Here is a 24,053-nt window from a genome sequence, read left to right on the forward strand (position 1 = left end):
GATATAAGAGAAGCACTCGAGAAGATAATAAACACAATAATATATGACCTACACAGTTGTATCATTTTATCATCCAAAAAATTTAGTTTATCCCGAGATTATACCATGCAATATTGTAAAAATTACAGTATTACATCATAATTTGGAAATTGATAAAATAGTATCAATTTAATTGGATTATTTATGATATAATGTCGCAATTTCAGCATACATCGGTCTATGCCTGACTTCGTTTTTGTAGTCAATTTACAACTCAACTAAACTCAAATTATATAACCTAGATCGTAACTCAAGTTTACAACTTTTGATAGGTTCATAACAAAACAAGGTACTTATGTCATTTTCAAACTTAGGTTTATGCACAGAACTTCTTCGTGCAATTAAAGAAGAGGGTTATACAACGCCAACGCCAATTCAAGCAAAATCAATTCCAGTGATTTTATCAAATAAAGATGTTCTAGCAGCTGCTCAAACGGGTACTGGAAAAACGGCTGGATTTACACTTCCACTGTTACAAAGATTAAAAACTGCTTATAATAAAGATAAAAAATCTCATGTTAGAGCTTTGATTTTAACTCCAACAAGAGAACTAGCAGCGCAAGTTGCACAAAGTGTTGAGACTTATGGGAAATATCTTCCTTTTAAATCAGCTGTTGTTTTTGGTGGAGTTGGAATCAACCCTCAAAAAGCACTTTTAAAAAAAGGTGTTGATATTGTAATTGCAACTCCTGGAAGATTACTTGATTTAATTTCTCAAGATTGTTTAGATTTATCAAAAATCGAATTTTTTGTTCTAGATGAAGCAGATAGAATGCTTGATATGGGATTTATAAACGATATTAAAAAAGTTCTAGCAATTATTCCAAAACAAAGACAAAATCTTCTTTTCTCAGCAACTTTCTCAGATGATATTAAAAAACTAGCAGATAGTTTACTAAATTCTCCTGTGTTAATAGAAGCAGCAACTGCAAATAGCACTTCTCACAAAGTTGAACAAACTGTTCATTTAGTTGATAGAGAGAGAAAAAAAGAGCTTTTATTACATTTAGTAAATAAAAACAACTGGAAACAAGTTTTAGTATTTACTAGAACAAAACATGGTGCAAACAAACTTAGTGAAGCACTTGTAAAAGATGGTATTTCTTCATCTGCAATTCATGGAAATAAATCACAAGGTGCAAGAACAAAAGCCTTAGATGATTTTAAAGCTGGAAATGTAAGAGTTCTAGTTGCAACTGATATAGCTGCACGTGGGATTGACATCGACAATCTTCCACATGTAATAAACTTTGAATTACCAAATATTGCAGAAGATTATGTACATAGAATCGGAAGAACTGGACGAGCTGGAAACGAGGGTGAAGCTATATCTTTAGTTTGTGTAGATGAACATGATTATTTGTTTGGAATTGAAAAATTAATCAAACAAAAAATCAGAAAAATCGAAACAATCGGATTTAAAGTTGACCCAAATATCAAAGCTGAGCCAATAGGAAATAGAGGAAACAGAGGTAATAGTTCAAACCAAAATAGAACAGCAAAACCAAAAGAAACAAACTCTAGTTCTAAAAGAAGTTTTGGTAAAAAAAGAGTTGAAGAGAACACATCTTCAAGTGCAAAACCAAGAGGAAATAACAATAAATTTGCTTCTAAAAAAAGTGAAACATCAGCAACTTCAAAAAACAGAAGAACAAACTCAGGTTTTAAAAACAACTAATTAGTTCAAAAAATATTTAAGTAAGGTATTGTTTTATAAAATACCTTACTTGAAATTTAGGAACTACACAATGCACAAAAAAATCAAACTACTTATCACAATAATTTTTCTAACAAACTCTTTTTTGTTTGCTCAGGATTTGGAACTTGAAAATATATTCAAAAACAAACAAGTTGATGGAACTATTGTTATTGAATCTTTAAATACAAAAAAAATCTATATTTATAATGACAAAAGGGCTGAAATGCTTTTTAGTCCTGCTTCAACTTTTAAAATTCCAAATACTTTGATAGCTTTAAATGAAGGTGTTGTAACAAAAGATTCTTTGATTATTTGGGATAAAAAAATCAGAGAATATGAATCTTGGAATAAAGACCAGACTTTACAAAGTGCTTTTAAAAGCTCTTGTGTTTGGTGTTATCAAGAGTTTGCTTCAAAAATAGGGGTTGAAAAATATGAAAAATATTTAAAAGAACTAAACTATGGAAATAAAAATATAGGAAATGATGTAACAAGATTTTGGTTAGATGAGAGTTTGAAAATCACAACATATGAGCAAATCAAATTTCTAAAACGATTATATACAAATGATTTACCTTTTAAAATTGAAGATATGAATACTTTAAAAGAAATAATGATTGATGAAAAAAATGAAGATTTTGTAATCCGAGCAAAAACAGGTTGGGAAGGGAAATATGGCTGGTATGTTGGTTTTGTAGAAACAAAAAATGATGTTTGGTTTTTTGCCACAAACATAGATACAAAATCAAAAGATGATTTAATAAAAAGAAAAGAGATAACTTTAGAGGCTTTAAAAATCAAAGGGATTATCAAATGAAGAAAGAGATGAATTACGAAATAAAAAATGAACATATCAAAGCAAAAATCAAATCTTTTGGAGCTGAATTAAATAGTTTACAAAAATGTGCTGAAGAGTTGGAGTATATTTGGCAAGGTGATTCAAAATACTGGAATCGCCACTCTCCAATACTTTTTCCAATAGTTGGAAGACTAAAAAATGATAGTTATTTTTACCAAAATCAAAAATATAATATGACTCAACATGGATTTGCAAGAGACAAAGAGTTTGAAATTGTAAAAAATGAAGCTGATTTTATAGAGTTTAGATTAAAAAGTGATGAAAAAACTTTGGAAATATATCCTTTTTCTTTTGAGTTATATTTATTTTATAAACTCGAAAAAAATAGTTTGATAGTTTCATATAAAGTGATAAATAAATCAGATGATAAAATGCTTTTTTCTATTGGTGCTCATCCTGCTTTTAACTGGACTTTAAAAGAAGATGAAAAAAAAGAAGATTATTTTTTGGAGTTCGAAAATATAAAAGAGACAAAAAGATATTTTTTAAATGATTTAGGTTTAGTTTATGATAGTGTTGATTTAAAAATAACAGATAATAAAATAGCTTTAAATGAAGAATTATTTAAGAATGATGCTTTGGTTTTTGAAGATTTTAATATAAAAACACTTACTTTAAAAAACTCAAAAAATGAAAACTTTGTAAAACTAAATTTTGAAAACTTTCCATATTTAGGTATTTGGTCTAAACCAAGTGGCGCACCATTTATTTGTATTGAACCTTGGTTTGGAGTTGCTGATGATGAAAACTCAAATCAAAACTTTGAAGATAAAAAAGGAATGATTAATTTGGAAAGAGATGAAATTTTTTCTTGTTTTTATAGTATCGAAATTTAAAATTAGCAATTATTGGATTGTTATAAGTCTTTAATTACCTTATACTTTTATATTCTGTAAATATGGAGTATAAAATGAAAATAGCAAATGTTTTATATGTAAAAGTAGGAGTTGTTACTTCGACTAAACTAGAAAATAGTAAAAGAACTGAATTAATTTCAGGAATTAAAAAATATCCTGTTTCAAAAGCATATCTTACAAAAACAGGTTTTAAAGAAGATTTTCAAGCTGATTTACTTCATCATGGCGGAGTTAATAAAGCTTTATTTCTTTTTTCAAGTTTAACTTATGAAAAAATCAACGCTTTTTATAACAATAATTTCGATATGGAAAATATGGCATTTTTTGGAGAAAATCTGATTTTGTCACAAGTTTGTGAAAAAGATATTTGTATTGGTGATGTTTTAAAAATAGGGCAAACAAAAATCCAAATAACACAACCAAGGCAACCTTGTTGGAAATTAAGTGCAAATACAAATCAAAAAAATATGACAAAATTTATTTTTGATAGTGGTTTAACAGGGTGGTATGCAAAGGTTTTACAAGAGGGAAATATTAGCGTAGATGATGAAGTTATTTTGGAAAAAAGAACTTATCCAAATCTAAATATTGAAAAATTAAATCAGCTAATAATTAATCCAATGCTTGATGAAAAACTTACCTTAGAGGCTTTAAATTGTGCCCAATTAGGAAAAGCATTTATGGAGTCTTTATCTAAAAGATATAAATTAAAAGACAAAGATGAACAATTCTCATTTTATCATGAGTAAAAGGAAAAATATGAAATCAAATAGTTATTTATTGCCTTTATACAATAGATTGGATGTCTCTTTTGTAAAAGGAAAAAAATCAGTTTTATACGATGAAGAAGGAAAAGATTATATAGATTTTTCTTCAGGAGTTGGGGTTAATAGTTTAGGATATTGTAATAAAAAAGTTGTAAAAACAATAGAAAATCAAGCAAATAAAATCTTACATACTTCAAATATTTATCAAATAAAATCACAAGAAGAGTGCGCAAAAAAAATAGTTGAATTAAGCACTTATGATATGCAATGCTTTTTTTGTAATAGTGGAGCAGAAGCAAATGAAAGTGCTATAAAACTTGCAAGAAAATATGGAAATACAGCATTTTCTAAACCTAAATATAAAATCATAACAATAAAAAACTCTTTTCATGGAAGAACAATAGCAACACTAAAAGCAACTGCCCAAGAGGATAAACATAAATATTTTGGACCTTATCCTGATGGATTTGTTTATGCAAATGATATAAAAGAAGCTATCTCTTTGATTGATGATTCAACGGTTGCTGTTATGCTTGAGTTGATTCAAGGTGAGGGTGGAATTTTTATGCAAGACATAAAAGAAGTAAAAGAGTTAAGTGAAATCTTAAAAAGTAAAAAATTACTTCTAATAATAGATGAAGTTCAAACAGGAGTTTATAGAAGTGGAAAGTTTTTGATTTCTCACTACTTTAAAATCGAGCCAAATATCATAACTTTGGCAAAAGGATTAGCCACTGGAATTCCAATTGGTGTAATGATGACAAATTTAAAAGATGTTTTAAAAGCAGGTGATCATGGCTCAACTTTTGGTGGAAATCATTTTTCAACTACGGTTTGTAAAGAAGTTTTGAATGTTTTAGAAGAGTATAAAAATAGTGGAAATTTGAAAAAAAATATAAGATATTTTAACAACTGTTTAAACTATTTTGTTGATACTTACACAAATCTTTTTTCAAAAAAAACTGGTTTTGGTTTTATGCAAGGAATTGTATTAAAAGATGAAAAAAAATTAGAAGAAATCATAAAAATAGCACTTAAAAATAGAATTTTAGTACTTAAATCTGGAAAAAATATAATTAGATTTTTACCTCCTTTAAATATCTCAAAAAAAGAGATGAAACAAGGATTTAAAAGATTTGAGAATGCTTTAATTGAAATAAAAAAATAAGCAATTTTCAGCTTGTTTTATGTTGTGTATTCTTTTATACTAAGTTTACATTTACATCAAAAAAGGCGAAAATATGAGACATAGAACAAAAACACATTTATTAACACAAGAACAAATTGAAGAGTTGTTTTTACGAGCAGAAGTTGGAAGATTAGGAACTTTTTCACAAGATGGTTTTCCTTATGTTTTACCAATGCATTTTGTATATTTTGACAATAAAATATACTTACATGGATTAGCAAAAGGAAAAAAAATTGATAATATCAAGTTTAATTCAAATGTATGTTTTGAAATAGATGAGATGTTGTCTTTATTGTATGAAGGAGTTGAAAATCCTTGTGATGTTAATACAGAATTTAACAGTATTATTTTACAAGGTAAAGCTTTGTTAGTTGATGATTTTGATGAGAAAAAAATAGCATTATCTAAGATTGTAGAAAAATTTGCCCCACATTTATCAAATAAAGAATTACCTGCTAAGATGATAAAAGCAACAGCTGTAATTAGAATTGATATTTTAAACTATGTTGGAAGATATTATAAATAAGATTGAAAAAAGGATAAAGTTTTATAATAAGTAGTTATTCTTTTTATACATAAATTCCCAAGCTTATAGCTTGGGAATTATTATAATTATTTTATTTTGAATTTTCCATTTAAAACAAAATAAGAAATTAACCCTAACACAAGTCCCCAAAATGCTCCACCAATTCCAAATAAATTGATATTTGCAGCTGTTGCTAAAAATGTAATCATTGCAGCTTCACGAGTATTATTATCACTTATTGCATTAGCAAGACTTCCTGCAATTGTACTTAACAATGCAAGACCTGCTAGTGTACTAATAAATGTTGCTGGGAAAGCTGCAAATAAAGCAGCAAGTGTAACTCCAAAAATACCAACTAAAATATAAAATATTCCTGCTGCAACACCAGCAATCCATCGTTTTGATGGATCTTCATGGGATTCTTTTCCTGTACAAATAGCAGCTGTGATTGCTGCTAGATTAAAAGCATGTGAACCAAAAGGCGCCATCAATAATGAACCTAAACCAGTAATTGCTAGAATTGGTTTTGCATTTGTTTTAAATCCATCATTTTTTAATATCAATAAACCTGGCATATATTGCCCAGTTAATGTGATTAAAAATAAAGGTAACGCAACACTTAATAAGGCATTTATTGAAAAAGTAGGTTCAGTAAAAATTGGTGTTGCCAATTTAAGTTCTAAACCAGAAAAATTAATTTGCGATTGTAATAACAACAAGATAAATCCAAAACTTAAAACACATACAATAGCGTATCTTGCAGAAAATCGTTTTGCAATAATATAAATAAAAAACATAAAAATAGCCAAAATTGGGTCAATAGTCATATTTGAAAAAGCAGAAATACCAAATTGTAATAAAATACCTGCTAATAAACCAGAAGCAATACTAACTGGAATTAAACGAATTAATTTTCCAAAATAACCTGTAATTCCTAAAATAATAAATGCTAATGCAGAAATTAAATAAGCACCTATTGCTTCACTATATGGAACCGCTATAAGTGCAGTTATCAAAAATGCTGCTGCTGGTGTAGACCAAGCAGTAATAATTGGCTCTTTCGTGTACCAACTTAATAATATTCCTGTAATTCCAACACCTATAGAAATAGACCAAACCCATGAAGCAGTAAGTTCTGGACTTAATCCAGCCATTTGTGCAGCTTGAAAGATTAAAATAAAAGTACCACCATAATTAACAATAACTGATATTAAACCAGCTATTATTGGTGGCAAAATATTAAAATAAGATTTAACAGTTTTTACCTTTTTAGGATTGACTGTATCCATATCTAAAACTAACTTTTCAATTACTTGATTTTGCGTAATTGTCGATGTTTCTTTATGCATTTTATACTCCAAAGTTAAGATAATAAGAGTATAAAAGAATAAAAAAGTTTTTACAATCCGTTAGTTGCTAATATTTTATTTTGATGTTTTTATTGATAATTTAAATATAAAAAAGATACTTGATATATTATTCGTTTTGATTGTTGTCTTTTACTGATTCATAAGCAATAAGTATTTTTTTTCTTTCAATGCCCCATCTATAACCGCTCATTGCTCCACTTTTTGCGATAACTCTGTGACAAGGAATCAAATAACCAATATGATTTCTTCCAATAGCACTAGCAACTGCTCTAACGGCTTTGGGTTTATCTAAATAATTTGCAATGTCAGAATAAGTGGCAACGATGCCATTTGGTAAGTTTAATAGGGCTTTCCAAACATTTACTTGAAGATTTGTTCCCTTTACAAAAAGGGAATATTTTTTGTTTTTAACGAAGATATTTTCTAAATATTCATTGGCAGCTTTTTCATCGTGATGAAGATTGGCATTTTCCCAAAGTTCATTGAATCTACTAAAAATCTCATTTTTATTATCATCAATAAATCCTAGATAACAAACACCCTTATCTGTAAATCCAATTAAGGCTTCCCCAAAAGGAGTTTGTCCAAATCCATAAGTGATTTGTACATCTTTTCCTTTTTCTTTCCACTCTTTTGGAGTTACTCCAATTAGGTTTACAAAAAGTTCATGAAGACGACTACTGCTAGATAATCCAATATCCAAACTACTATCTAGAATGGATTTGGATTCTTTGATATGCTCTTTTGCATAATTTAAAGTAACGCTGTGTAAAAATTGTTTGGGAGTTACACCTACATATTCTTTAAATACTCTTATAAAATGGTATTTACTCATACCGATATTTTTTGCAACTTCATCAACTGATGGATGTTCTTTGAAATTCTCATCAATATATTTTATTGCTTTTTCAATTTGTTTATAGTTGTTATTTAAAGTAGACATGTTTCTTCTCCAAACGTTTAAAACTCTTTAAAAAGTCGATTTATTGTAAATCACAAAATTACTAGCAAGATTTTCTAATTCTTTATTAATTTTAGCATGAAGAGCTGTATCTTCAATATTATCTAAAACATCACAAATTTTGTTTGCAATTATTTCAAACTCTTTCTCTTTCATTCCTCGTGCTGTTAATGCAGGAGATCCAATTCTAATACCTGAAGTAACAAATGGACTTCTTGTCTCACCTGGAACTGTATTTTTATTTACTGTAATCCCTGCATTCCCTAAAGCTGCATCTGCATCTTTACCTGAAAATGGTTTATTTAAAAAACTTACTAATACTAAGTGATTATCTGTTCCACCTGAAACTAAATCATATCCTCTTTTTATTAATACATCTGCTAATACTTTTATATTTGCTTTTACTTGTTTTGCGTAATCTTTCCATTTTGGATCTAAGATTTCTTTAAATGCAACTGCTTTTGCAGCTATTACATGTACAAGTGGTCCACCTTGGATTCCTGGAAAAATAGCACTATTGATTTTTTTAGCTATCTCTTCATCATTTGTAAGAATCATCCCACCTCTTGGACCTCTTAAAGTCTTATGAGTAGTTGTTGTTACAACATGTGCGTATGGGAATGGACTCATATGTTCACCAGCTGCAACAAGACCTGCAATATGAGCAATATCAGCAAATAAAATTGCTCCAACAGCATCAGCTATTTCTCTGAATTTTTTGAAGTCAATTTCTCTAGCATATGCAGATGCACCACAAACTATAATTTTTGGTTGAGCTGTTTTTGCAATTTCCATAACTTTATCATAATTGATTCTTCCATCAAGTTCAACACCATAATAAAATGCAGAATAGTTTTTACCAGAAAAAGATGGTTTAGATCCATGAGTTAAATGTCCACCATGAGATAAATCCATACCAAGGATTCTATCACCTGCATTTATTAATGCAGCATAAACAGCACCATTAGCTTGCGAACCCGAATGAGGTTGAACATTTGCATAAGAGCAACCAAAGATTTTACAAGCTCTGTCAATTGCAAGTTGCTCAACAGCATCAGCAAATTCACAACCACCATAATATCTTTTATAAGGATACCCCTCAGCATATTTGTTAGTAAAAACAGAACCCATAGCTTCCATAACAGCAGGACTTGTAAAGTTCTCACTTGCAATCATCTCTAAGTGATTAGTTTGTCTTTTTAATTCATTCTCTATTATTTCGAATACTTCTTTATCTGCTTGTTCTAATTTTGCGTTTGTGATATAGTTCATTGTAAAGCCTCCATTTTTTATTTCCAAAACAATAACTTAATTAAAAATATTAAACAATCCAAAAATTGCTATTTTAAACAGATATTTCATTTTTGAGATTTTATTTTTATTTGTAGGTGATTTAAGAGTGATTTTTAGAAAAAGCAGAAGAAAAAATTAATCTTCTAACTCTTCATCTTCTTCGTTATTTTCTTGATTTTTTTCTTTAGGTTTTCTAAATTCTGCTCGAGCTACTAACTCTAAATAGAAACTTTCAAGATTTTTACTTGCAGCTATATCAATAGATTTTGTAATATCTACAAATCTAATTTCAGTAGCTTCTTCTTGTGTTTTACCAAATTTACAATCAAAATTCCAGTAATTACAATTTTCTGGTAATCTTTTTGTTCTTTCTCTTTTGATATATTTTCTTACATCATTTTTGATAGATTCAACTTGTCTATCTTTATTTTTGTTTGCAACTATTAGTTGGAATGTTTTTTTCATATAAATCCTTTGGTGCAATTATAGCAAAAAATCCTAATTTATTTAATGAATAAATTCTATACAATCAATCATAAAATAAACAAACATAATTTGATATAATATTTATACATATAAAAAGAAAGAAGGTCGATGGAAAACATTTTATTTACATTATTTTTGACTATTTCAATAGCAACTATTTTAAATATTATTCTCAAAAAATTTGGAGTTTCACATATTATTGGATATATAATCACTGGAACTTTAATTAGTTATATTTTCAATTTTAATGGGCTTGATATTGGTTCACTAGAACTCATTGCTGAGTTTGGAATAGTATTTTTGATGTTTACAATTGGTCTTGAAATGAGTTTTGATAAAATCAAAAAAATGAAAGAAATACTTTTATTAAATGGTTTTTTACAAGTAAGTATTAGTGCGGTTTTGATTTATTTAGTAGCTTTTTTTGTTTTTAACTTAAGCATAGAAGTTTCACTTATCGTTTCATTGGCTTTTTCTTTATCTTCAACAGCTATTGTTTTAACATATTTAAAACACTCAAAAGATATTCACACTCCTTATGGAGAAAAATCAACTGCTATTTTAATATTTCAAGATTTAGCTGTTATTCCTATTTTATTACTTATTACTTTTTTGACAAATGATACTTTATCTATTGGTGAAGTTTTAACTAAAACTTTTATTTCAGCGATTATTATTGTGTTTTTTATGTTTACAATTGGAAAAAAACTTATCTCTTGGCTTTTAAAATTCGCTTCAAATACTAGAATTGAAGAACTATTTTTAGGTTCTGTTTTATCAATTGTAATAGGAACTTCACTTTTAGCTCATGAAATGGGTTTTACATACTCTTTGGGGGCATTTATAGCAGGTATGATTATTTCTGATACAAATTTTAGTGTAAAAGTTGAATCTGATATTGCAAGTTATAAAGATTTACTTTTAGGAGCATTTTTCTTTTCAGTTGGAACAAAAATTGATGCTTTATATTTTTTAAATAATGTACATATTATCTTAGGTATATTTGTAGCAATCATGCTTATAAAAGCTTTGGTTATTTATGTAATTATTAGAAGAAAAGCCGATAAAAGTACAGCTGTAAAATCAGCACTTGCCCTTTGTCAAGTTGGGGAATTTTCATTTGCAATATTTGCACTTGCTTCAAGTAATAATCTAATTTCCCATGAAACAGCTAGTTTTTTAATATTAATTTCTGTTTTATCTATGATTTTAACACCATTTATAGTTAATAATATCTATAAATTAGCTTCATATTTTGTAGTTGAGTTTTATGAGTCGGATAAAATCACACCTATTGAAGTAAAAAACCATGTGGTTATTTGTGGTTTTTCAATTTTAGGAAGAGTAATTGCAAATGATTTAAAAGAGAGAAAAATTCCTTTTGTAATAATTTCAGATGATTTAAGACACGTTCTTTTAGGAAGAAAGTTAGGTTATATGGCATACTTTGGTCACTTAGATAAACTTCCTGTTTTAGAGTCACTAAAAGTAGATGAAGCTTCAAGTGTTATTATAACTGTTAGTGATACTCATATAAAAAGATTGATTTGTGAGGCGGTTTTAAAATTTCATAGTGAAGCAAATATTTTATTAAAAATTGAATCATTAGATGAAAAGTCTCAATTAAAAGATTTAAATATTAAAAAGTTTGTTCATGCTCATTTTGAAGTAGGGCGATTGTTAGTTCAAGAAGCTTTAGTAAATTTGGAAAACAAGTAGATTTTTAATCGGATATATTAGTTTTATTAAACTACTGATATAGTCTTATAAACTCCATATAATCAGGACTTCTAAGAAAAACAAGATTGTTGTTTTATGTATTTTGTGGTATTGTTTTATATTGTATTGTATATAACTTGTATGACACTTTATGAAATAGTGGAGGAACTAAATGTCTAGAAAAAATGAACTTGAACCAACTAAAAAAACTGGAATATACACAAGTATAAATTCAAAAGGACAAAGAGAGTTTTTTGGAAAAATTAGAGTAAATTATAAACTTAAACAAATTAATTTAACAAAAAAATATAATTGTAAGACTTTAACAGAAAGTGTAAATAAACTTGAAGTTTGGAGAGACCAATTAATAAATGGTTATAGTGAAAATTATAATAGTTTTAATAAAACACTTGACAACTATTTTATGAATAATTTTGAGAAAATTAATAAAAATACAAAACATTCAGAAAATATGTTATCTGTATATAAGAATTATATATCAGGAGAAATTGGACATATGAAAATTGATAAAATTCAAAATCAAGATGTTCAAAAAATTATTAATAAACTTGAAAGATTAGACAATTTATCAAATAGAAGTGTAAGAAGAGTTCAAGAAACTTTACGACCTTGTTTTAATCAAATGATAAAAGAAAGAATTATAAATCATAATCCTTCAACTTTTTTAGTTTATGGTGAAAAACTTAGTAATGAAAGAGAACTTCAATATATAATTAAATCTAACTTATTAGATACTTTAAAATATATACTTGAAGAAGTTGAAAAGATTGAAAATAAACAATATAAACTTATGTTTTATCTAAGTATTTATTGTGTTAGAAGATTAGGGGAAATTTTAAGTTTAGAATGGGATCAAGTTGATTTAAAAGAACAGTCAATTGTTGTTTTTAAAAATAAATCTAAAAATAAAACAAACACTAAATATTATATTGTTGATAAAATTGTAAAACTTATGGAACAAATAAGAGAAGAAAAACCAACAGATATTTATGTATTTCAAACTCCTCTTCAAAGAAAAGATAAAAAAGACCCTTTTTATTCAGATTCAATAATAAGAAATTTACATAAAAAAATAGTAAATAAACTTGAAAAAGAGAGAAAAATTATATTTTATGATGAACATAAATATTCAAATGAAGAAAAGAAAACTTTAAATTTAAGAACACATGATTATAGACATTTCTTTGGAAATATTTTCAGACCAATTAGTAGAGATTTGTTAATGATTAAATCAATTTTATCACATACTGATAAAGAAATTACAACAAGATATAGTCAATACACCTTTGATTTTATAAAAAAAGGTTTAATTGATTATTATAATCTTTTAAATGATATTAAAGTAGATAATAAATAATTATCTACTTTAATAAAGGTATTGACATAAAGTCAATTTATAAAAAATCTTCTTAACTTTTTAATTTTTGTTATCACACCTAAAATAAAACACACTATAAAATCTTTTTAAAATCCTTTCATTAGTTTCAGTTTTTTTCTCTCATTTCACTTTATTAAATTATTTACTGATACTAAAATAAAAATATTTTATTTTATATTTTATTCTAAGTCAAAATTAAATCATTACATTCCACTACAAAAACCCGAAGAAACTAACGAAAGGGGTAAAACCTTAAAAAGATTAAGAGGGTTGTTTTTATTTTCTAAAATTAAAAAAGAAGATAAAAAAATCCCCTCAAAAATCTTCAAAAAAGGTAAAACTATTTTAAGGAAGAGAAAATGACATATTCACAAATTGAGGAAGAGTTTAAAGGTATAGAGGGAGTAAATGAGTTAAAAAGAGTATATAAAAAACTTTGTAAAAAATTACACCCTGATGTTGGAGGAACAGATGAACTTTTTAAAATGTTGAATGAAATATATAACAATTTTTTAGAACACAAAATATATTTTTCAAATGAAAGTAAATTTGATTTAGAACTTGAAAAAATAATTTCAAAAATACTACATTTTGAAAATATTGTTATTGAAGTAATAGGGAGTTGGGTTTGGGTTAGTGGTGATACAAAATCTATAAAAGAGACTTTAAAATCATTAAACTTTAAATATGGGATAAAAAAGAAAATGTGGTATTATGGAGAAATAAAAGGGAGAAATCCTAATCAAAAAAGTATTGAAGAAATAAAAAATAAATATGGTTGTGAAACTGTAAAAACAAAACAAAAAAAGATATCTATGTAAAAATAGATATTTTTCTTTTATTATCTGTTTATATGTTATTTTTTAGTAATATAATATTATCTAAATTAGGAGTTAATTAGATGGGATTAAAACCAAGAAATAAAACTGTTTCAAATGTTTTTGAACAAATTGATTATGATATTGATTTTTATCAAAGAGAACCAAGTGAAATTGGTTTTTTAGGATTGTCATATAGTAAATATGTAAATAGAATTTTAGATAGAACAAATTTATGATAAAAAACGATAATGAATTAGATTTTTTTTCAACTATATGGAGTTATTTTGTATCTGAACCTGAATATTGGTTTAGTAATCTTTCTTCTATATCTTCAATCATAGGATTGGGTATAAGTGTATATTTATTAATTCAAGTTAGAAAAATTAGAAAATCTTTTATTAAAAAAATAAGGTTTCCTGAATTAGAAAGTGAATTAAATACTTATAGAACTAAATTATCAAATAATATTTCTGATTGGAATAGTAGTAAACAAAGTGTTATTGAAGTTTTAAGTGAGATAAAAGGATTATTGAAAAATATCAAAAGAAGAAATGATAACAAAGAAATAAAAGAATGTCTATTAAAAGTTTTAAATGAACTTGAAGGAAAAAAGAATAAGGTTTTCTCAACTAAAAAACTTACAAACCTAAGTCAAGATGAAGTATGGGATATATATAGTGATATAGTTGAATTACAAACAATTTTGAAACAAACAATAAAAGATATGAAATGGGAAGAAAATGAGTAAAGAAAAACAACTTATTAAATTTATAACGGAATTAATTAAAAACACAATAAGTGGAGATATAGTTTGGAGAGAAATTACTCCACCAACTTCACTTATAGAAGGAACAAGTAATAAAGTTCCTATATGTTTTATGACAACTTTTAAAGAGAAGACATTTATCCTATATAAAAAAAGGTATAAACATTTTACTGACTATAATGAATTTGAGTGGGGAGAAACAATAATGATATCAAATATTGATTATTTTACAACTAATACTCCAATTCTATGGGAAAATAAAGAAACAATACCAAATATTAGAGATTTATTTAATCATGTGGAAGAGAAAGTTTCAGGAATGGATAAATTCTTAGAAGATTTAATATAAACTGAAATAATTTGACAAACTAAAAAAGACCATATATCATTCCTTAATTAAATCTTAAATTAAGGAAAGAGTATGAACCTCACAGACATTCAAAAATCAACAATAAAAAGAGTTATAGAGTTTAATAGTAATAAAGAAACAAACTATTTATATTTAAAACATTCACTAATAGATTATATTTTTAAACTTGATATTACTTCAAGTTCAAAACTTTTTTTGATTTATTTAATTAAAAATATTTCATTAGATTTTAGACATTTATTTATTATTACACCCTATGAAAAAGTAGTTAAAGACTTGAAAATCTCAAAACCAACTATTGTAAAATCAATAAAAGAGTTAAATAGTAAAGAAATTATAAAACTACATAGTGGAACAAATAAAGAAGAAAACACAAAAATAAAAGAATTTATTTTTGAAAGAGAACAATTTAAACTTTATACACCCAACCAACACAACATAATTGATTTAACAATTTTTTTTAAAAACTTTTTAAATCAAAGTAAAGAAAATTAACAAAGTATATCTAGTTTTTTTAACCTTGAATGGTAAATATTTTTTACTATACATAGTTAAAAACATTGTCGTAATTTAATATATAACTAATCTATTATTTAAACAATTTAGTAAAGAACTAATATATTAAATATAAACTCATAAAAAGAGAAATTTTAGAAAAAATAAACTCATAAAAAGAGGAAATTAACTTGAAAATTATAGACTTTTTAGAAAAATATTTTAGAAAAGAAGAGACATTTTTTATCTTTTCATTAGATAGAAAAAATAAAAAAGGTTTCCAAAAATCATTTACTTTAAATGATAATGGACTTATTAAATACTTAAATAAAATGGAATGGTTTAATAAAAATGGAAGTGATATTTATTATTCTCTCAATACATTTAAACCTATTGAGGGAAAAGTTAGAAGAAGAGAAGAAAATATTGAAAACATAAAATCATTTTATTTTGACATAGACAAAGACACAGAAATTATTTATCCCAAAATTATTGAATATTTTGGAACACCAACTTTTGATATAAATACTTCACCAAATAAAAAACAATTGATATATCAATTTGAAAAACCTTTTAAAGGTGATACAAAATATTTTTCTCAACTTTTACAAGGTTGTTGTTATCACTTTGAAACTGATAAAACATTTGACACTCCAAGAATATTTAAACTATGTGGGGGAGATTTAATCAACAATAAAAATGGGTATAAAATTAATTTTGAATATAGTGAAAAATATTTCAAGTTTGAAGATTTTGAAAAGTTATCAAAACCTTTTTTATCTTTAACAATAAAAGAAGTTAAAACACCTTCTAAAAACTCTAAAATGGTATCAAATACTAAAAAAGATAAGAGAGTTGATACAAACTTCACAGAGTATGAAAAATATAAAGGAATGTATAAAATCAATAAAAAATATAATGAACTTTTAAAAAGGTTTGACAATGATTATTCAAAAACTGATATCTCATTTGTTAAATGGTTGAGAACTTCAAAACAAATCTCTAATGAAGAGATTTTAATTGAAAAACTTTTTTTAAGTAGAGGGTATGAAAATTTAATGGAAAAACATGGGTATCAAATTGAATATTATTTAGAAAATATTTTAGAAAAAACTTTATAGTTTAAACCCCTTAAATCCCTTTGGGGGTTTAGGTTTTAAAGAAATAGAATTAGAACTTTCACCTTTCTTTTTTTCAAATTGTGAAAATATTTCCAAAATATCTGTTGTATCCATTAAAAATTGTAAAAGTAAAAACATTTTAAAAGTCCAACCCTTGAGATAATTTATATTTATCCATAATATGAATAATATATTTTAGTGAAAATTCTAAAAGTTCTTTTTCTTCTTGGTCTAATAATTTACTTCTATTCAAACAGTTAATTACTAAATCTAATTTTGGTTTATGTTCTTCAAATTTTTCAATTTGTTTTTTTTGTCTATTTGATATTGTGTGAAAAGAGTCCATTTTTTACCTTATTAATCCTGATTTTGTATTAGTATAAGATTTATTTTCAAGTTCTATTTTTATCTTATCAAACATTGACAAGTCAGGTTTTATTTCTTGTTTTGAATAATCTTTTTGAAGTTCTTCTTTTATTTTTTGAAGATTCTTTAAAACTAAATCTCTATTTTTTTCAAATTTATCTTGGTCTTTTTCTAAAATTGAGGTATCCATTCTGTTTAAATAAATATCTACTCTTTTTTGAAGTTTTAAAATATTTTCATTTGTAATATCAAATAAAGATTTCATATTTTTTATTTGATAATTTAAATCCTCTTTTTTCTCTTCAACTTCTTTTAGTTTATTTGTATATAGAGAGTTTAATTTCTTGGTTTCTTTATGTGATTTTATTTCATACTCTAAATAATTTTGATTAAAATAATTTAACATTATGTAATTAAACGATTTTTTTATGAAATATGAGACCCTTCTTTTTCCTAAATCAACCCTCAAAAGTTTATTATTGTTATTGTAATCAATCATAACATTTGGAACTAATATATTCAAATGGTCGTTATTATTTTGAATGTGAACAGAAGAGAGTATATAATTGTTTATATATCTGTCTCTTTGTTCTTTTGAATAATTTAATTTATACTCATTACTTAAAAAAGTAATAAGTTTAATTAAAATTAGGTCTCTGATTCTTTTATAATTCTCTTGACTTAATTTTATTTCAGTAGGAAGAGACAAAAGAATACTTTTACCATAACTTGATTTTCTTCCACAAGATTTTTTACCTTGTAAAAAACTTTTTTCTAAATCTATTTTCATTTGTAGATTTACAAAGTTTTTAGATATTAAAGTATCTCTATCTTCAAAACCTATTACCTTGTGATTATCTTTCAAATTATGGTTAGGGTGTTGATTTTTAATATCATAAATGTAGTGATACAAGTTCAAAAAACCTTTTAGGTTGTCTTTTTTCCCTTGTATTGACTTCATTATGACAGTCCAGTTTTTCAATTTTCTCATATATAACCTTTGTAAATTTACAAAAATTATATAGAACCAAAAATACTTTTGGTTAAATGGAAAAAAGGACTTAAAACCCTCACCCTTTTTAAAATAGGAAATAAAAACTTAAAAGTTTTTTTCCTTATTTTATGAAGAGATTAAAATCCCTTTCAAAACCCTAATAAAGTATTTTTTTTGTAAAATATTTCTATGAATGAAATATCAAAATATAACTACATAAAAATTGAAGAACTAACATTAAATGAGGATATAAAATATATCACATTTAATACTAATTCAAAAGAAATCAAACCATATAAAAATAAACCTGATATAACAAATAATGAAGTAATTTTTATTATATTTGATAGAGAACAATTTTTACAAAATTCTAAAAGTAAAGGTTCAATATTATTATCAATTAAAAATAGTAGTTTTATTTGTAGTCAAAAGATTAAAACAGAACTTAAATCACATATAAGTAATTCATTTATGATAGACTTTTTGGAAAAAGATAAAATATTAAAAAATATAAATCTTTATATGAATAATGAAACTCAATCAAAAAAATTTTATAACAATATTTTAAAAAGATTAAAATATCAAAATTTAGAATTATTTGAAAAAACAAATGAAGAACGAGAAATAAATTTAAAAAATGGTATTAAACAAAGAGATAAAGATATTCTAAATAAGAAAATAAAGAATAAAGAAGATAAAGAAAAAGAAGGAATAGTTCCTAATATTAAAAAATCAAGTAAAATTGACCTTAATTTTTAATTTTTTAATTTATTTTAATATAATTCTTTACCCCATAGATAATTAACAATAAATTTACAAAATAGTAAATACTCCATAATCTTTTATATAAAAAATCATTATATCACTACAAAAAAACAGATAAAAACAGATAAAAATTAAATCAAAATAATTACCTCATAACTATTTAATAATTAACTTAAATCAAAATAATAACCCCATAACTAAAACTCTATAAAAAATCATTAACCCCATAACTATATCCATCAAATTGGACTTGTAGTCATTTTTAATTTTGATATGATTAGAACATGAAACATCAAGTTTCTAAAGTTTAGAAAATGAAAAGGATTAAAATGTATCTACATACAGACAACAAAATTAAATCTTCTTTTGTAATAAGAAGAGAGGAATTATCAAGATTAGGTTTTGAGAAATTATCAAATAATGTATATCAAAAAGACAATTTAACAATCATACTTAAAAGTATGGTTCATACTACTAATATTTATGAAATCAATAGTGTTAGTATCAAAGAAAACATATATCAGAAAATTAAAAATACAAATATTGTATTAGAAGTTTTTGAAAGAAACTGTTATAGAAGTAAAGATTTTCTTGAAATATATGAAATTCCAGTTTTTCAACTAATACCTACAAATACTTATAGAAATAAAAAAACAAAAACTATGAGATATAAAGTTCAAAATCTTTTAGAAGTAGGTTTAGTTCTTGAGTGTATGGTTAGTGTAAATAATATCATTTTAAATGAATTGGTATCTTAATCTAAACAAAAATAGAGACTTCTTTAAGTCTCTAAATTATAAATAAAGGAAAATAAAATGGAATATACATTAATTCAAAAAATTGAAATATTAAGAGATATTTATAATAATATTAAACAAAAAGTGAAAAGTATTAAAAAAACAGATAAGAAAACATATATAAAAGTTAGTAAGAATTTAGAAGATAAACTAGAAAAAAGAAATGAGAGTTTTATAGAAATAAGTGAAATAAACTATGATTATTATTCATTAAGTTATGACTTTTTATACAATTTGTTGGAACAAAATCAATTTGTAGTTAAAGACAGTAAGATTATTGATATTGAGTGTTTGAAAAAAGACAAAAATTTTATGTTATTTTTAAAAAATATTCTAGTATTTACTGATTATTTAGAAAAAAACTCTTTTTTTTATTCAAAAATAGAGTTGTTTGTATATGATACTTTTTTTAGGGATATAAGTAGTTTAGTTTTATCATACTTTATAATCAATGAAAAAAATATCACTTACACAAAAATTATGAATGTATTATCTTTTTTTCTAAAAGGTTCAAATATCATAACAAAACCTTTTTATATTTCAGAAAATATTGATAAAAAAATAAAACAAATTACAACTGGTATTAAATATGAAAAAGAAAAGAAAACAGTAAATAATGATGATTATGAGGGTACGATAGATTATGAGAAATCAAATAAATTTAATCTTTTACAGTATTTATCTACAAGAATTACGATTAAATATTTAACAAACAAAGAAAATATACATTTATTTCATAAAAGACCTATTGAACATATAAGAAGAGGACATTGGAGAAGACTAAAAGATGGTAGTTTTATTTGGATAGAAGACTCCATTATTAATGAAGGTTTAGTAAGTTGACTTTAACAAAAAATTTACCTTTGAAAGGATACAATAGTTGAAAAATTAGGTATAAAATATAGTGAAAAAAGAAATAAAATATATCGATTTATTCTCTGGAATTGGTGGTTTCAGATTAGGATTAGATAAATTAAATTTAAAATGTGTTATGTCATCAGATATAGATAAAAATTGTAGAAAAGTTTACAAAGAGAACTTTAATGATAAACCATATGGAGATATTCATGAAGTTTCTGAATTTATTGTTCCAGACCATAATATTTTAACTGGTGGTTTTCCTTGTCAACCTTTTTCTATATGTGGAAAACAAAAAGGTTTTAAAGATGATAGAGGAAATTTATTTTATGAAATCATTAGAATAGTTAATTTTAAAAGACCAAAAGTAGTTTTTTTGGAAAATGTAAAACATCTAAAAAATCATGATGGAGGTAATACTTTATCTGTTATTATTGATACATTAGAAGGACTTGGATATAAAACAAGTTGGAAAGTATTGAACGGTAAAGATTTTGGTGTTCCTCAAAACAGAGAAAGAATTATTATTGTTTCTTCAATGGAAAAATATTTTGATTTTTCCAAAGTAAAAAATTTAGATACTCTAAAAATAAAAGATATATTAGAAGAAAAAGGTGATTTTGAATATTTAAATAATGAAGAGTATACAATTTTAGATAATGAAATAGTAAAAACACAAAAATCTGGTTTAAGATTTATTGGTTATAGGAATAAAAAAATTAGAGATAAGGGGACAAGACCTAATACTGAACATCTATCAAGAGTTCATAAACAACCCAATAGAATTTATTGTTCTGAAGGAACACATCCCACAATCCCTTCTCAAGAAACTTCTGGTAGATTTTGGATATATCATCAAGAAAAAGTTAGAAAATTAACATTAAAAGAATGTTACAGATTAAATGGTTTTCCTAGTGATTTCAAAAATAGTTCTACAAAAGGAGAACAGTATAAACAAATTGGTAATTCTGTTGTAATTCCAATGATAACTGAAATAGGAAGAGAAATAGTAAATCAGTTTTTTAAAGAATAAAATTTTATGTATTATAAAGTTATAATTAACTAGACAAAGATTAATTAATTGTATATAATCTCTTATTATTTAAATTAGGGATGTGTTAATGAACCATAAAGAAAAATTGTTAGATATTTATAATAGTGTTGACATAACTTTTACACCAACTTTTGAGAAAAGTTTAATTGATGATATAGATATTGTTGGAGAACAGATAAAACATAATCAAAGTAAAGGTGTTTACACTGTTTTAATCACCTTAGTTACTCATAAAATACTATATCCTTCTCAAGATATAAGAAATCATCAGGATAATATGACAAATGGTTTTTCTGGAAGAACTATTGATACTAAATATATTACTCCAACATTAAAAGAATTAGAATTACCATCAATGTCAGAAAGTGGTTGGTTAACTAGGTCTCTTGAACAACCCTATCCTTATAATTCTAATTATGAAGGTAAAATTACTCCTAAATCAACAAAAACTAGTTTTTTAAATATTATTAATTTTATTGAGACAAATACTAGTTTTAATATTCAAGTTTTAAAATACTTATTAAGAAAAGGTATTGAATCCAAAGAACATAATAAGATTGAAGTTACACCTTTAAAAAATAAAGAGAAAATAACTATAAATAATTTGGTTAAAATCTTTAAAGAACATTTTGGTGAAAAATATCATATTAGTGGTGGTTCAAAGTTACCTGTTTTATCTTTTTATTCAATTTATCAAGTGTTAGTTAAAGAAATGGGGAGATTTAATGGTTGTTATGTAGATAAGTTAGGTAATCATACTACTTGTGATACCACTTCTAACTCATCAGGTGATATAGAAATATATAAAGGTGACGAACTATTAGAGACTTTGGAAATTAAATTAGATAAGGAAATTGATAAATTAATTCTTTTAGTTTGTAAAGAAAAGATTATTAAACACAATCCTAAAAGATATTATATATTATCTTGTGTGGGAACAAAAAGGGAAGATTTAGAAGACATTAATAATATTATTGATGATGTAAGAGAAAAACATGGTTGTCAAATTATTGTAAATGGTGTTAATGATAGTTTAAAGTATTATATGAGACTTTTGTCTTCTGTTGAAGATTTTTTTGAAATATATTGTCATTTAGTTTCTATTGATAAAGAACTTAAACCTATTCATAAAGAAAAGTTAAATGAATTAATTGAAAAATATATTAATAGTTAATTGAGATATATATAGAAGATTAAATTTACTTCATTATTAGATTATGTAATTATGATTTTACTTTTTAATTTAAATCCTCTATCATTTAAAATATTTATTATTTCTAGAGGTGAAGAACAAGTTTAATAATTTAAACTTATATCTTTACCTTTTTTTATTTTATCAATTATAGAGATTTTTTCTTCATTTGTTGTTTTTGGATTTTTTTTAATAATTTCTTCAACAATTTCTTTTTCTTCTATTGAAAAATCTTCTTCAATAATTTCACCAAGTTTAATTTTTTCTCTATAATTTTCCAACATATCAGGAACTATAAAAGAATTAAACCATAAATCCCAATCTCTTTTTTTTATTAAAATTTTTCCACCATTCTTTTTTTGTGAATATTTTTGAGAAAATTCATTACTTTTAATATCTTGATAGATTTTTTCTTTACTGATTTTATATATTTCCATAATTTCTTTAACTGTTAGGTATTCATTACTTGAAGAACTTAGAGAGGTTTTATTATTGATATCATTTTCTAAGTCATTTATTCTATCAATGACATTATCAATTTTATTGTTTAATGATTTGTTATCACTACCTATAATATCAATTTTATTGTTTATAATTTGTAATAATTCTAATATTTGACTTTCCAACAGATACCTTTTTTAAAAATATAAAATGATTATATCATTTTAAACTTTGTATTTTGTCGTATTGTTTCGTAGTTTATTGTATATAACTTTGTATGACACTTTATAAACTTAAAGTCTTGTATTGAAAATTATTTTTTACATTTTTATTTTATTTTGAGATAAATTTTAGTAGTTATTGAGAGGTATAAACTCTCAATATATAGGTTTATTTTGTTTAAAAGAATGATATCTATCATTTTATTACAAAACTATAAAAAATTATTTTTGAATAATTTGAGGATATTTATTTTAACTTAAAAAAAGATTTTTAATCTTCTTGTTCAATATTGTGTCCATGTTCATGTTCATCAAGATTTTGTTTGATATAATCATAAATTCTTTGATACTCTGAATCAGGAGTTTTATCCTCTTCAATAACTGCTAAAACATTTTGAAGTTCAACCAAAAATGATTCCATTTCATCTATTGCTTCTTTGTCATCTTGAGTTTGAGAATTTGTTTCTAAAAGTTTATATAAATCTTCTAAATAATCTTCAACTTCTGGAATCATTACAGTTTCAACTAAATCTTTTAGTTTTTCTTTTATATCTGGCATTTGTTTCCTTTTTATTGATGTTTTATTATATTACTTTCTTTGTTTAAATTACAAATGGAATTTCTAAAG

General features: G+C 24.7%; 27 protein-coding genes. 19 read left to right on the forward strand and 8 right to left on the reverse strand.

Going from position 1 to position 24,053, the window contains the following annotated elements; all coding sequences use genetic code 11:
• The first annotated feature begins 334 nt into the window (after window positions 1–334).
• The 6 genes from ASUIS_RS05360 to ASUIS_RS05385 all read left to right on the forward strand — a co-directional run bounded on the left by ASUIS_RS05360 (window position 335) and on the right by ASUIS_RS05385 (window position 5,936).
• Complete coding sequence (locus ASUIS_RS05360; RefSeq protein ID WP_118886043.1) at window positions 335–1,717, forward strand: DEAD/DEAH box helicase; 1,383 nt, start codon at window positions 335–337, stop codon at window positions 1,715–1,717.
• A gap of 70 nt (window positions 1,718–1,787) precedes the next feature.
• The gene (blaOXA, locus tag ASUIS_RS05365; RefSeq protein WP_118886044.1) at window positions 1,788–2,555 is read left to right on the forward strand and encodes a class D beta-lactamase; all 768 of its coding nucleotides are present in this window, start codon (window positions 1,788–1,790) and stop codon (window positions 2,553–2,555) included.
• Window positions 2,552–3,433: an aldose 1-epimerase family protein gene (locus ASUIS_RS05370; RefSeq protein WP_226799994.1), complete on the forward strand. Its 882-nt coding sequence runs from the start codon at window positions 2,552–2,554 to the stop codon at window positions 3,431–3,433. The genes blaOXA and ASUIS_RS05370 overlap by 4 nt, the downstream gene beginning before the upstream one ends.
• A 74-nt stretch (window positions 3,434–3,507) precedes the next feature.
• Complete coding sequence (locus ASUIS_RS05375; RefSeq protein WP_118886045.1) at window positions 3,508–4,203, forward strand: MOSC domain-containing protein; 696 nt, start codon at window positions 3,508–3,510, stop codon at window positions 4,201–4,203.
• A gap of 10 nt (window positions 4,204–4,213) precedes the next feature.
• On the forward strand, window positions 4,214–5,389 hold the full coding sequence (locus ASUIS_RS05380) for an acetylornithine transaminase (protein ID WP_118886046.1): 1,176 nt from the start codon (window positions 4,214–4,216) through the stop codon (window positions 5,387–5,389).
• 73 nt (window positions 5,390–5,462) lie between these two features.
• Complete coding sequence (locus ASUIS_RS05385) at window positions 5,463–5,936, forward strand: pyridoxamine 5'-phosphate oxidase family protein (protein WP_118886047.1); 474 nt, start codon at window positions 5,463–5,465, stop codon at window positions 5,934–5,936.
• An 86-nt stretch (window positions 5,937–6,022) separates the two neighbouring features.
• On the opposite strand, the gene ASUIS_RS05390 is transcribed toward ASUIS_RS05385, so the two are convergent.
• The 4 genes from ASUIS_RS05390 to ASUIS_RS05405 form a co-directional block, all read right to left on the reverse strand.
• Window positions 6,023–7,285, reverse strand: coding sequence for a benzoate/H(+) symporter BenE family transporter (locus tag ASUIS_RS05390; protein ID WP_118886048.1), 1,263 nt, complete (start codon window positions 7,283–7,285; stop codon window positions 6,023–6,025).
• 127 nt (window positions 7,286–7,412) lie between these two features.
• Complete coding sequence (locus ASUIS_RS05395; protein WP_118886049.1) at window positions 7,413–8,249, reverse strand: bifunctional helix-turn-helix domain-containing protein/methylated-DNA--[protein]-cysteine S-methyltransferase; 837 nt, start codon at window positions 8,247–8,249, stop codon at window positions 7,413–7,415.
• 27 nt (window positions 8,250–8,276) lie between these two features.
• Window positions 8,277–9,539: a serine hydroxymethyltransferase gene (locus ASUIS_RS05400; RefSeq protein WP_118886050.1), complete on the reverse strand. Its 1,263-nt coding sequence runs from the start codon at window positions 9,537–9,539 to the stop codon at window positions 8,277–8,279.
• 156 nt (window positions 9,540–9,695) lie between these two features.
• Window positions 9,696–10,025: a DUF6172 family protein gene (locus ASUIS_RS05405; RefSeq protein ID WP_118886051.1), complete on the reverse strand. Its 330-nt coding sequence runs from the start codon at window positions 10,023–10,025 to the stop codon at window positions 9,696–9,698.
• Between the two features lie 129 nt (window positions 10,026–10,154).
• Here ASUIS_RS05405 and ASUIS_RS05410 point away from each other — a divergent pair, with 129 nt between their 5' ends.
• The 8 genes from ASUIS_RS05410 to ASUIS_RS05440 all read left to right on the forward strand — a co-directional run bounded on the left by ASUIS_RS05410 (window position 10,155) and on the right by ASUIS_RS05440 (window position 16,737).
• On the forward strand, window positions 10,155–11,765 hold the full coding sequence (locus tag ASUIS_RS05410; protein WP_118886052.1) for a cation:proton antiporter domain-containing protein: 1,611 nt from the start codon (window positions 10,155–10,157) through the stop codon (window positions 11,763–11,765).
• Window positions 11,766–11,937: 172 nt separating this feature from the next.
• The gene (locus tag ASUIS_RS05415) at window positions 11,938–13,143 is read left to right on the forward strand and encodes a tyrosine-type recombinase/integrase (RefSeq protein WP_118886053.1); all 1,206 of its coding nucleotides are present in this window, start codon (window positions 11,938–11,940) and stop codon (window positions 13,141–13,143) included.
• Window positions 13,144–13,523: 380 nt separating this feature from the next.
• A complete protein-coding gene (locus ASUIS_RS05420) occupies window positions 13,524–13,985 on the forward strand; it encodes a J domain-containing protein (protein ID WP_118886054.1) in 462 nt (153 codons plus the stop codon).
• Window positions 13,986–14,065: 80 nt separating this feature from the next.
• A complete protein-coding gene (locus ASUIS_RS13685) occupies window positions 14,066–14,221 on the forward strand; it encodes a hypothetical protein (protein ID WP_153801671.1) in 156 nt (51 codons plus the stop codon).
• A complete protein-coding gene (locus ASUIS_RS05425; protein WP_118886055.1) occupies window positions 14,218–14,733 on the forward strand; it encodes a hypothetical protein in 516 nt (171 codons plus the stop codon). The genes ASUIS_RS13685 and ASUIS_RS05425 overlap by 4 nt, the downstream gene beginning before the upstream one ends.
• Window positions 14,726–15,100: a hypothetical protein gene (locus ASUIS_RS05430; RefSeq protein ID WP_118886056.1), complete on the forward strand. Its 375-nt coding sequence runs from the start codon at window positions 14,726–14,728 to the stop codon at window positions 15,098–15,100. The genes ASUIS_RS05425 and ASUIS_RS05430 overlap by 8 nt, the downstream gene beginning before the upstream one ends.
• A 72-nt stretch (window positions 15,101–15,172) precedes the next feature.
• Window positions 15,173–15,616 (forward strand): hypothetical protein, encoded by a 444-nt coding sequence (locus tag ASUIS_RS05435; protein ID WP_118886057.1) that lies wholly within the window; start codon window positions 15,173–15,175, stop codon window positions 15,614–15,616.
• Between the two features lie 191 nt (window positions 15,617–15,807).
• A complete protein-coding gene (locus tag ASUIS_RS05440) occupies window positions 15,808–16,737 on the forward strand; it encodes a hypothetical protein (RefSeq protein ID WP_118886058.1) in 930 nt (309 codons plus the stop codon).
• Window positions 16,738–16,876: 139 nt separating this feature from the next.
• Here the strand turns inward: ASUIS_RS05440 and ASUIS_RS05445 are convergent, their stop codons facing one another.
• The gene (locus tag ASUIS_RS05445) at window positions 16,877–17,083 is read right to left on the reverse strand and encodes a hypothetical protein (RefSeq protein ID WP_118886059.1); all 207 of its coding nucleotides are present in this window, start codon (window positions 17,081–17,083) and stop codon (window positions 16,877–16,879) included.
• Between the two features lie 3 nt (window positions 17,084–17,086).
• Window positions 17,087–18,064, reverse strand: a complete 978-nt coding sequence (locus tag ASUIS_RS05450; RefSeq protein WP_128326715.1) for a hypothetical protein — start codon at window positions 18,062–18,064, stop codon at window positions 17,087–17,089.
• Between the two features lie 222 nt (window positions 18,065–18,286).
• On the opposite strand from ASUIS_RS05450, the gene ASUIS_RS05455 reads away from it, so the two are divergent.
• The 5 genes from ASUIS_RS05455 to ASUIS_RS13810 all read left to right on the forward strand — a co-directional run bounded on the left by ASUIS_RS05455 (window position 18,287) and on the right by ASUIS_RS13810 (window position 22,745).
• Window positions 18,287–18,856, forward strand: coding sequence for a hypothetical protein (locus tag ASUIS_RS05455; RefSeq protein ID WP_118886061.1), 570 nt, complete (start codon window positions 18,287–18,289; stop codon window positions 18,854–18,856).
• Window positions 18,857–19,191: 335 nt separating this feature from the next.
• A complete protein-coding gene (locus tag ASUIS_RS05460; RefSeq protein WP_118886062.1) occupies window positions 19,192–19,620 on the forward strand; it encodes a hypothetical protein in 429 nt (142 codons plus the stop codon).
• Window positions 19,621–19,677: 57 nt separating this feature from the next.
• Complete coding sequence (locus ASUIS_RS05465; RefSeq protein WP_118886063.1) at window positions 19,678–20,502, forward strand: hypothetical protein; 825 nt, start codon at window positions 19,678–19,680, stop codon at window positions 20,500–20,502.
• A gap of 61 nt (window positions 20,503–20,563) precedes the next feature.
• Window positions 20,564–21,550, forward strand: a complete 987-nt coding sequence (locus ASUIS_RS13805; protein WP_204513373.1) for a DNA cytosine methyltransferase — start codon at window positions 20,564–20,566, stop codon at window positions 21,548–21,550.
• 88 nt (window positions 21,551–21,638) lie between these two features.
• Window positions 21,639–22,745, forward strand: a complete 1,107-nt coding sequence (locus tag ASUIS_RS13810; RefSeq protein ID WP_204513375.1) for a DNA methyltransferase — start codon at window positions 21,639–21,641, stop codon at window positions 22,743–22,745.
• A 122-nt stretch (window positions 22,746–22,867) separates the two neighbouring features.
• Here ASUIS_RS13810 and ASUIS_RS05475 read toward each other — a convergent pair whose 3' ends face one another.
• Window positions 22,868–23,389: a helix-turn-helix domain-containing protein gene (locus ASUIS_RS05475; protein ID WP_118886064.1), complete on the reverse strand. Its 522-nt coding sequence runs from the start codon at window positions 23,387–23,389 to the stop codon at window positions 22,868–22,870.
• A 307-nt stretch (window positions 23,390–23,696) separates the two neighbouring features.
• Window positions 23,697–23,984, reverse strand: coding sequence for a hypothetical protein (locus ASUIS_RS05480; protein ID WP_118886065.1), 288 nt, complete (start codon window positions 23,982–23,984; stop codon window positions 23,697–23,699).
• Between the last annotated feature and the right edge of the window lie 69 nt (window positions 23,985–24,053).

Source organism: Arcobacter suis CECT 7833, assembly GCF_003544815.1.
GTDB lineage: Bacteria > Campylobacterota > Campylobacteria > Campylobacterales > Arcobacteraceae > Aliarcobacter > Aliarcobacter suis.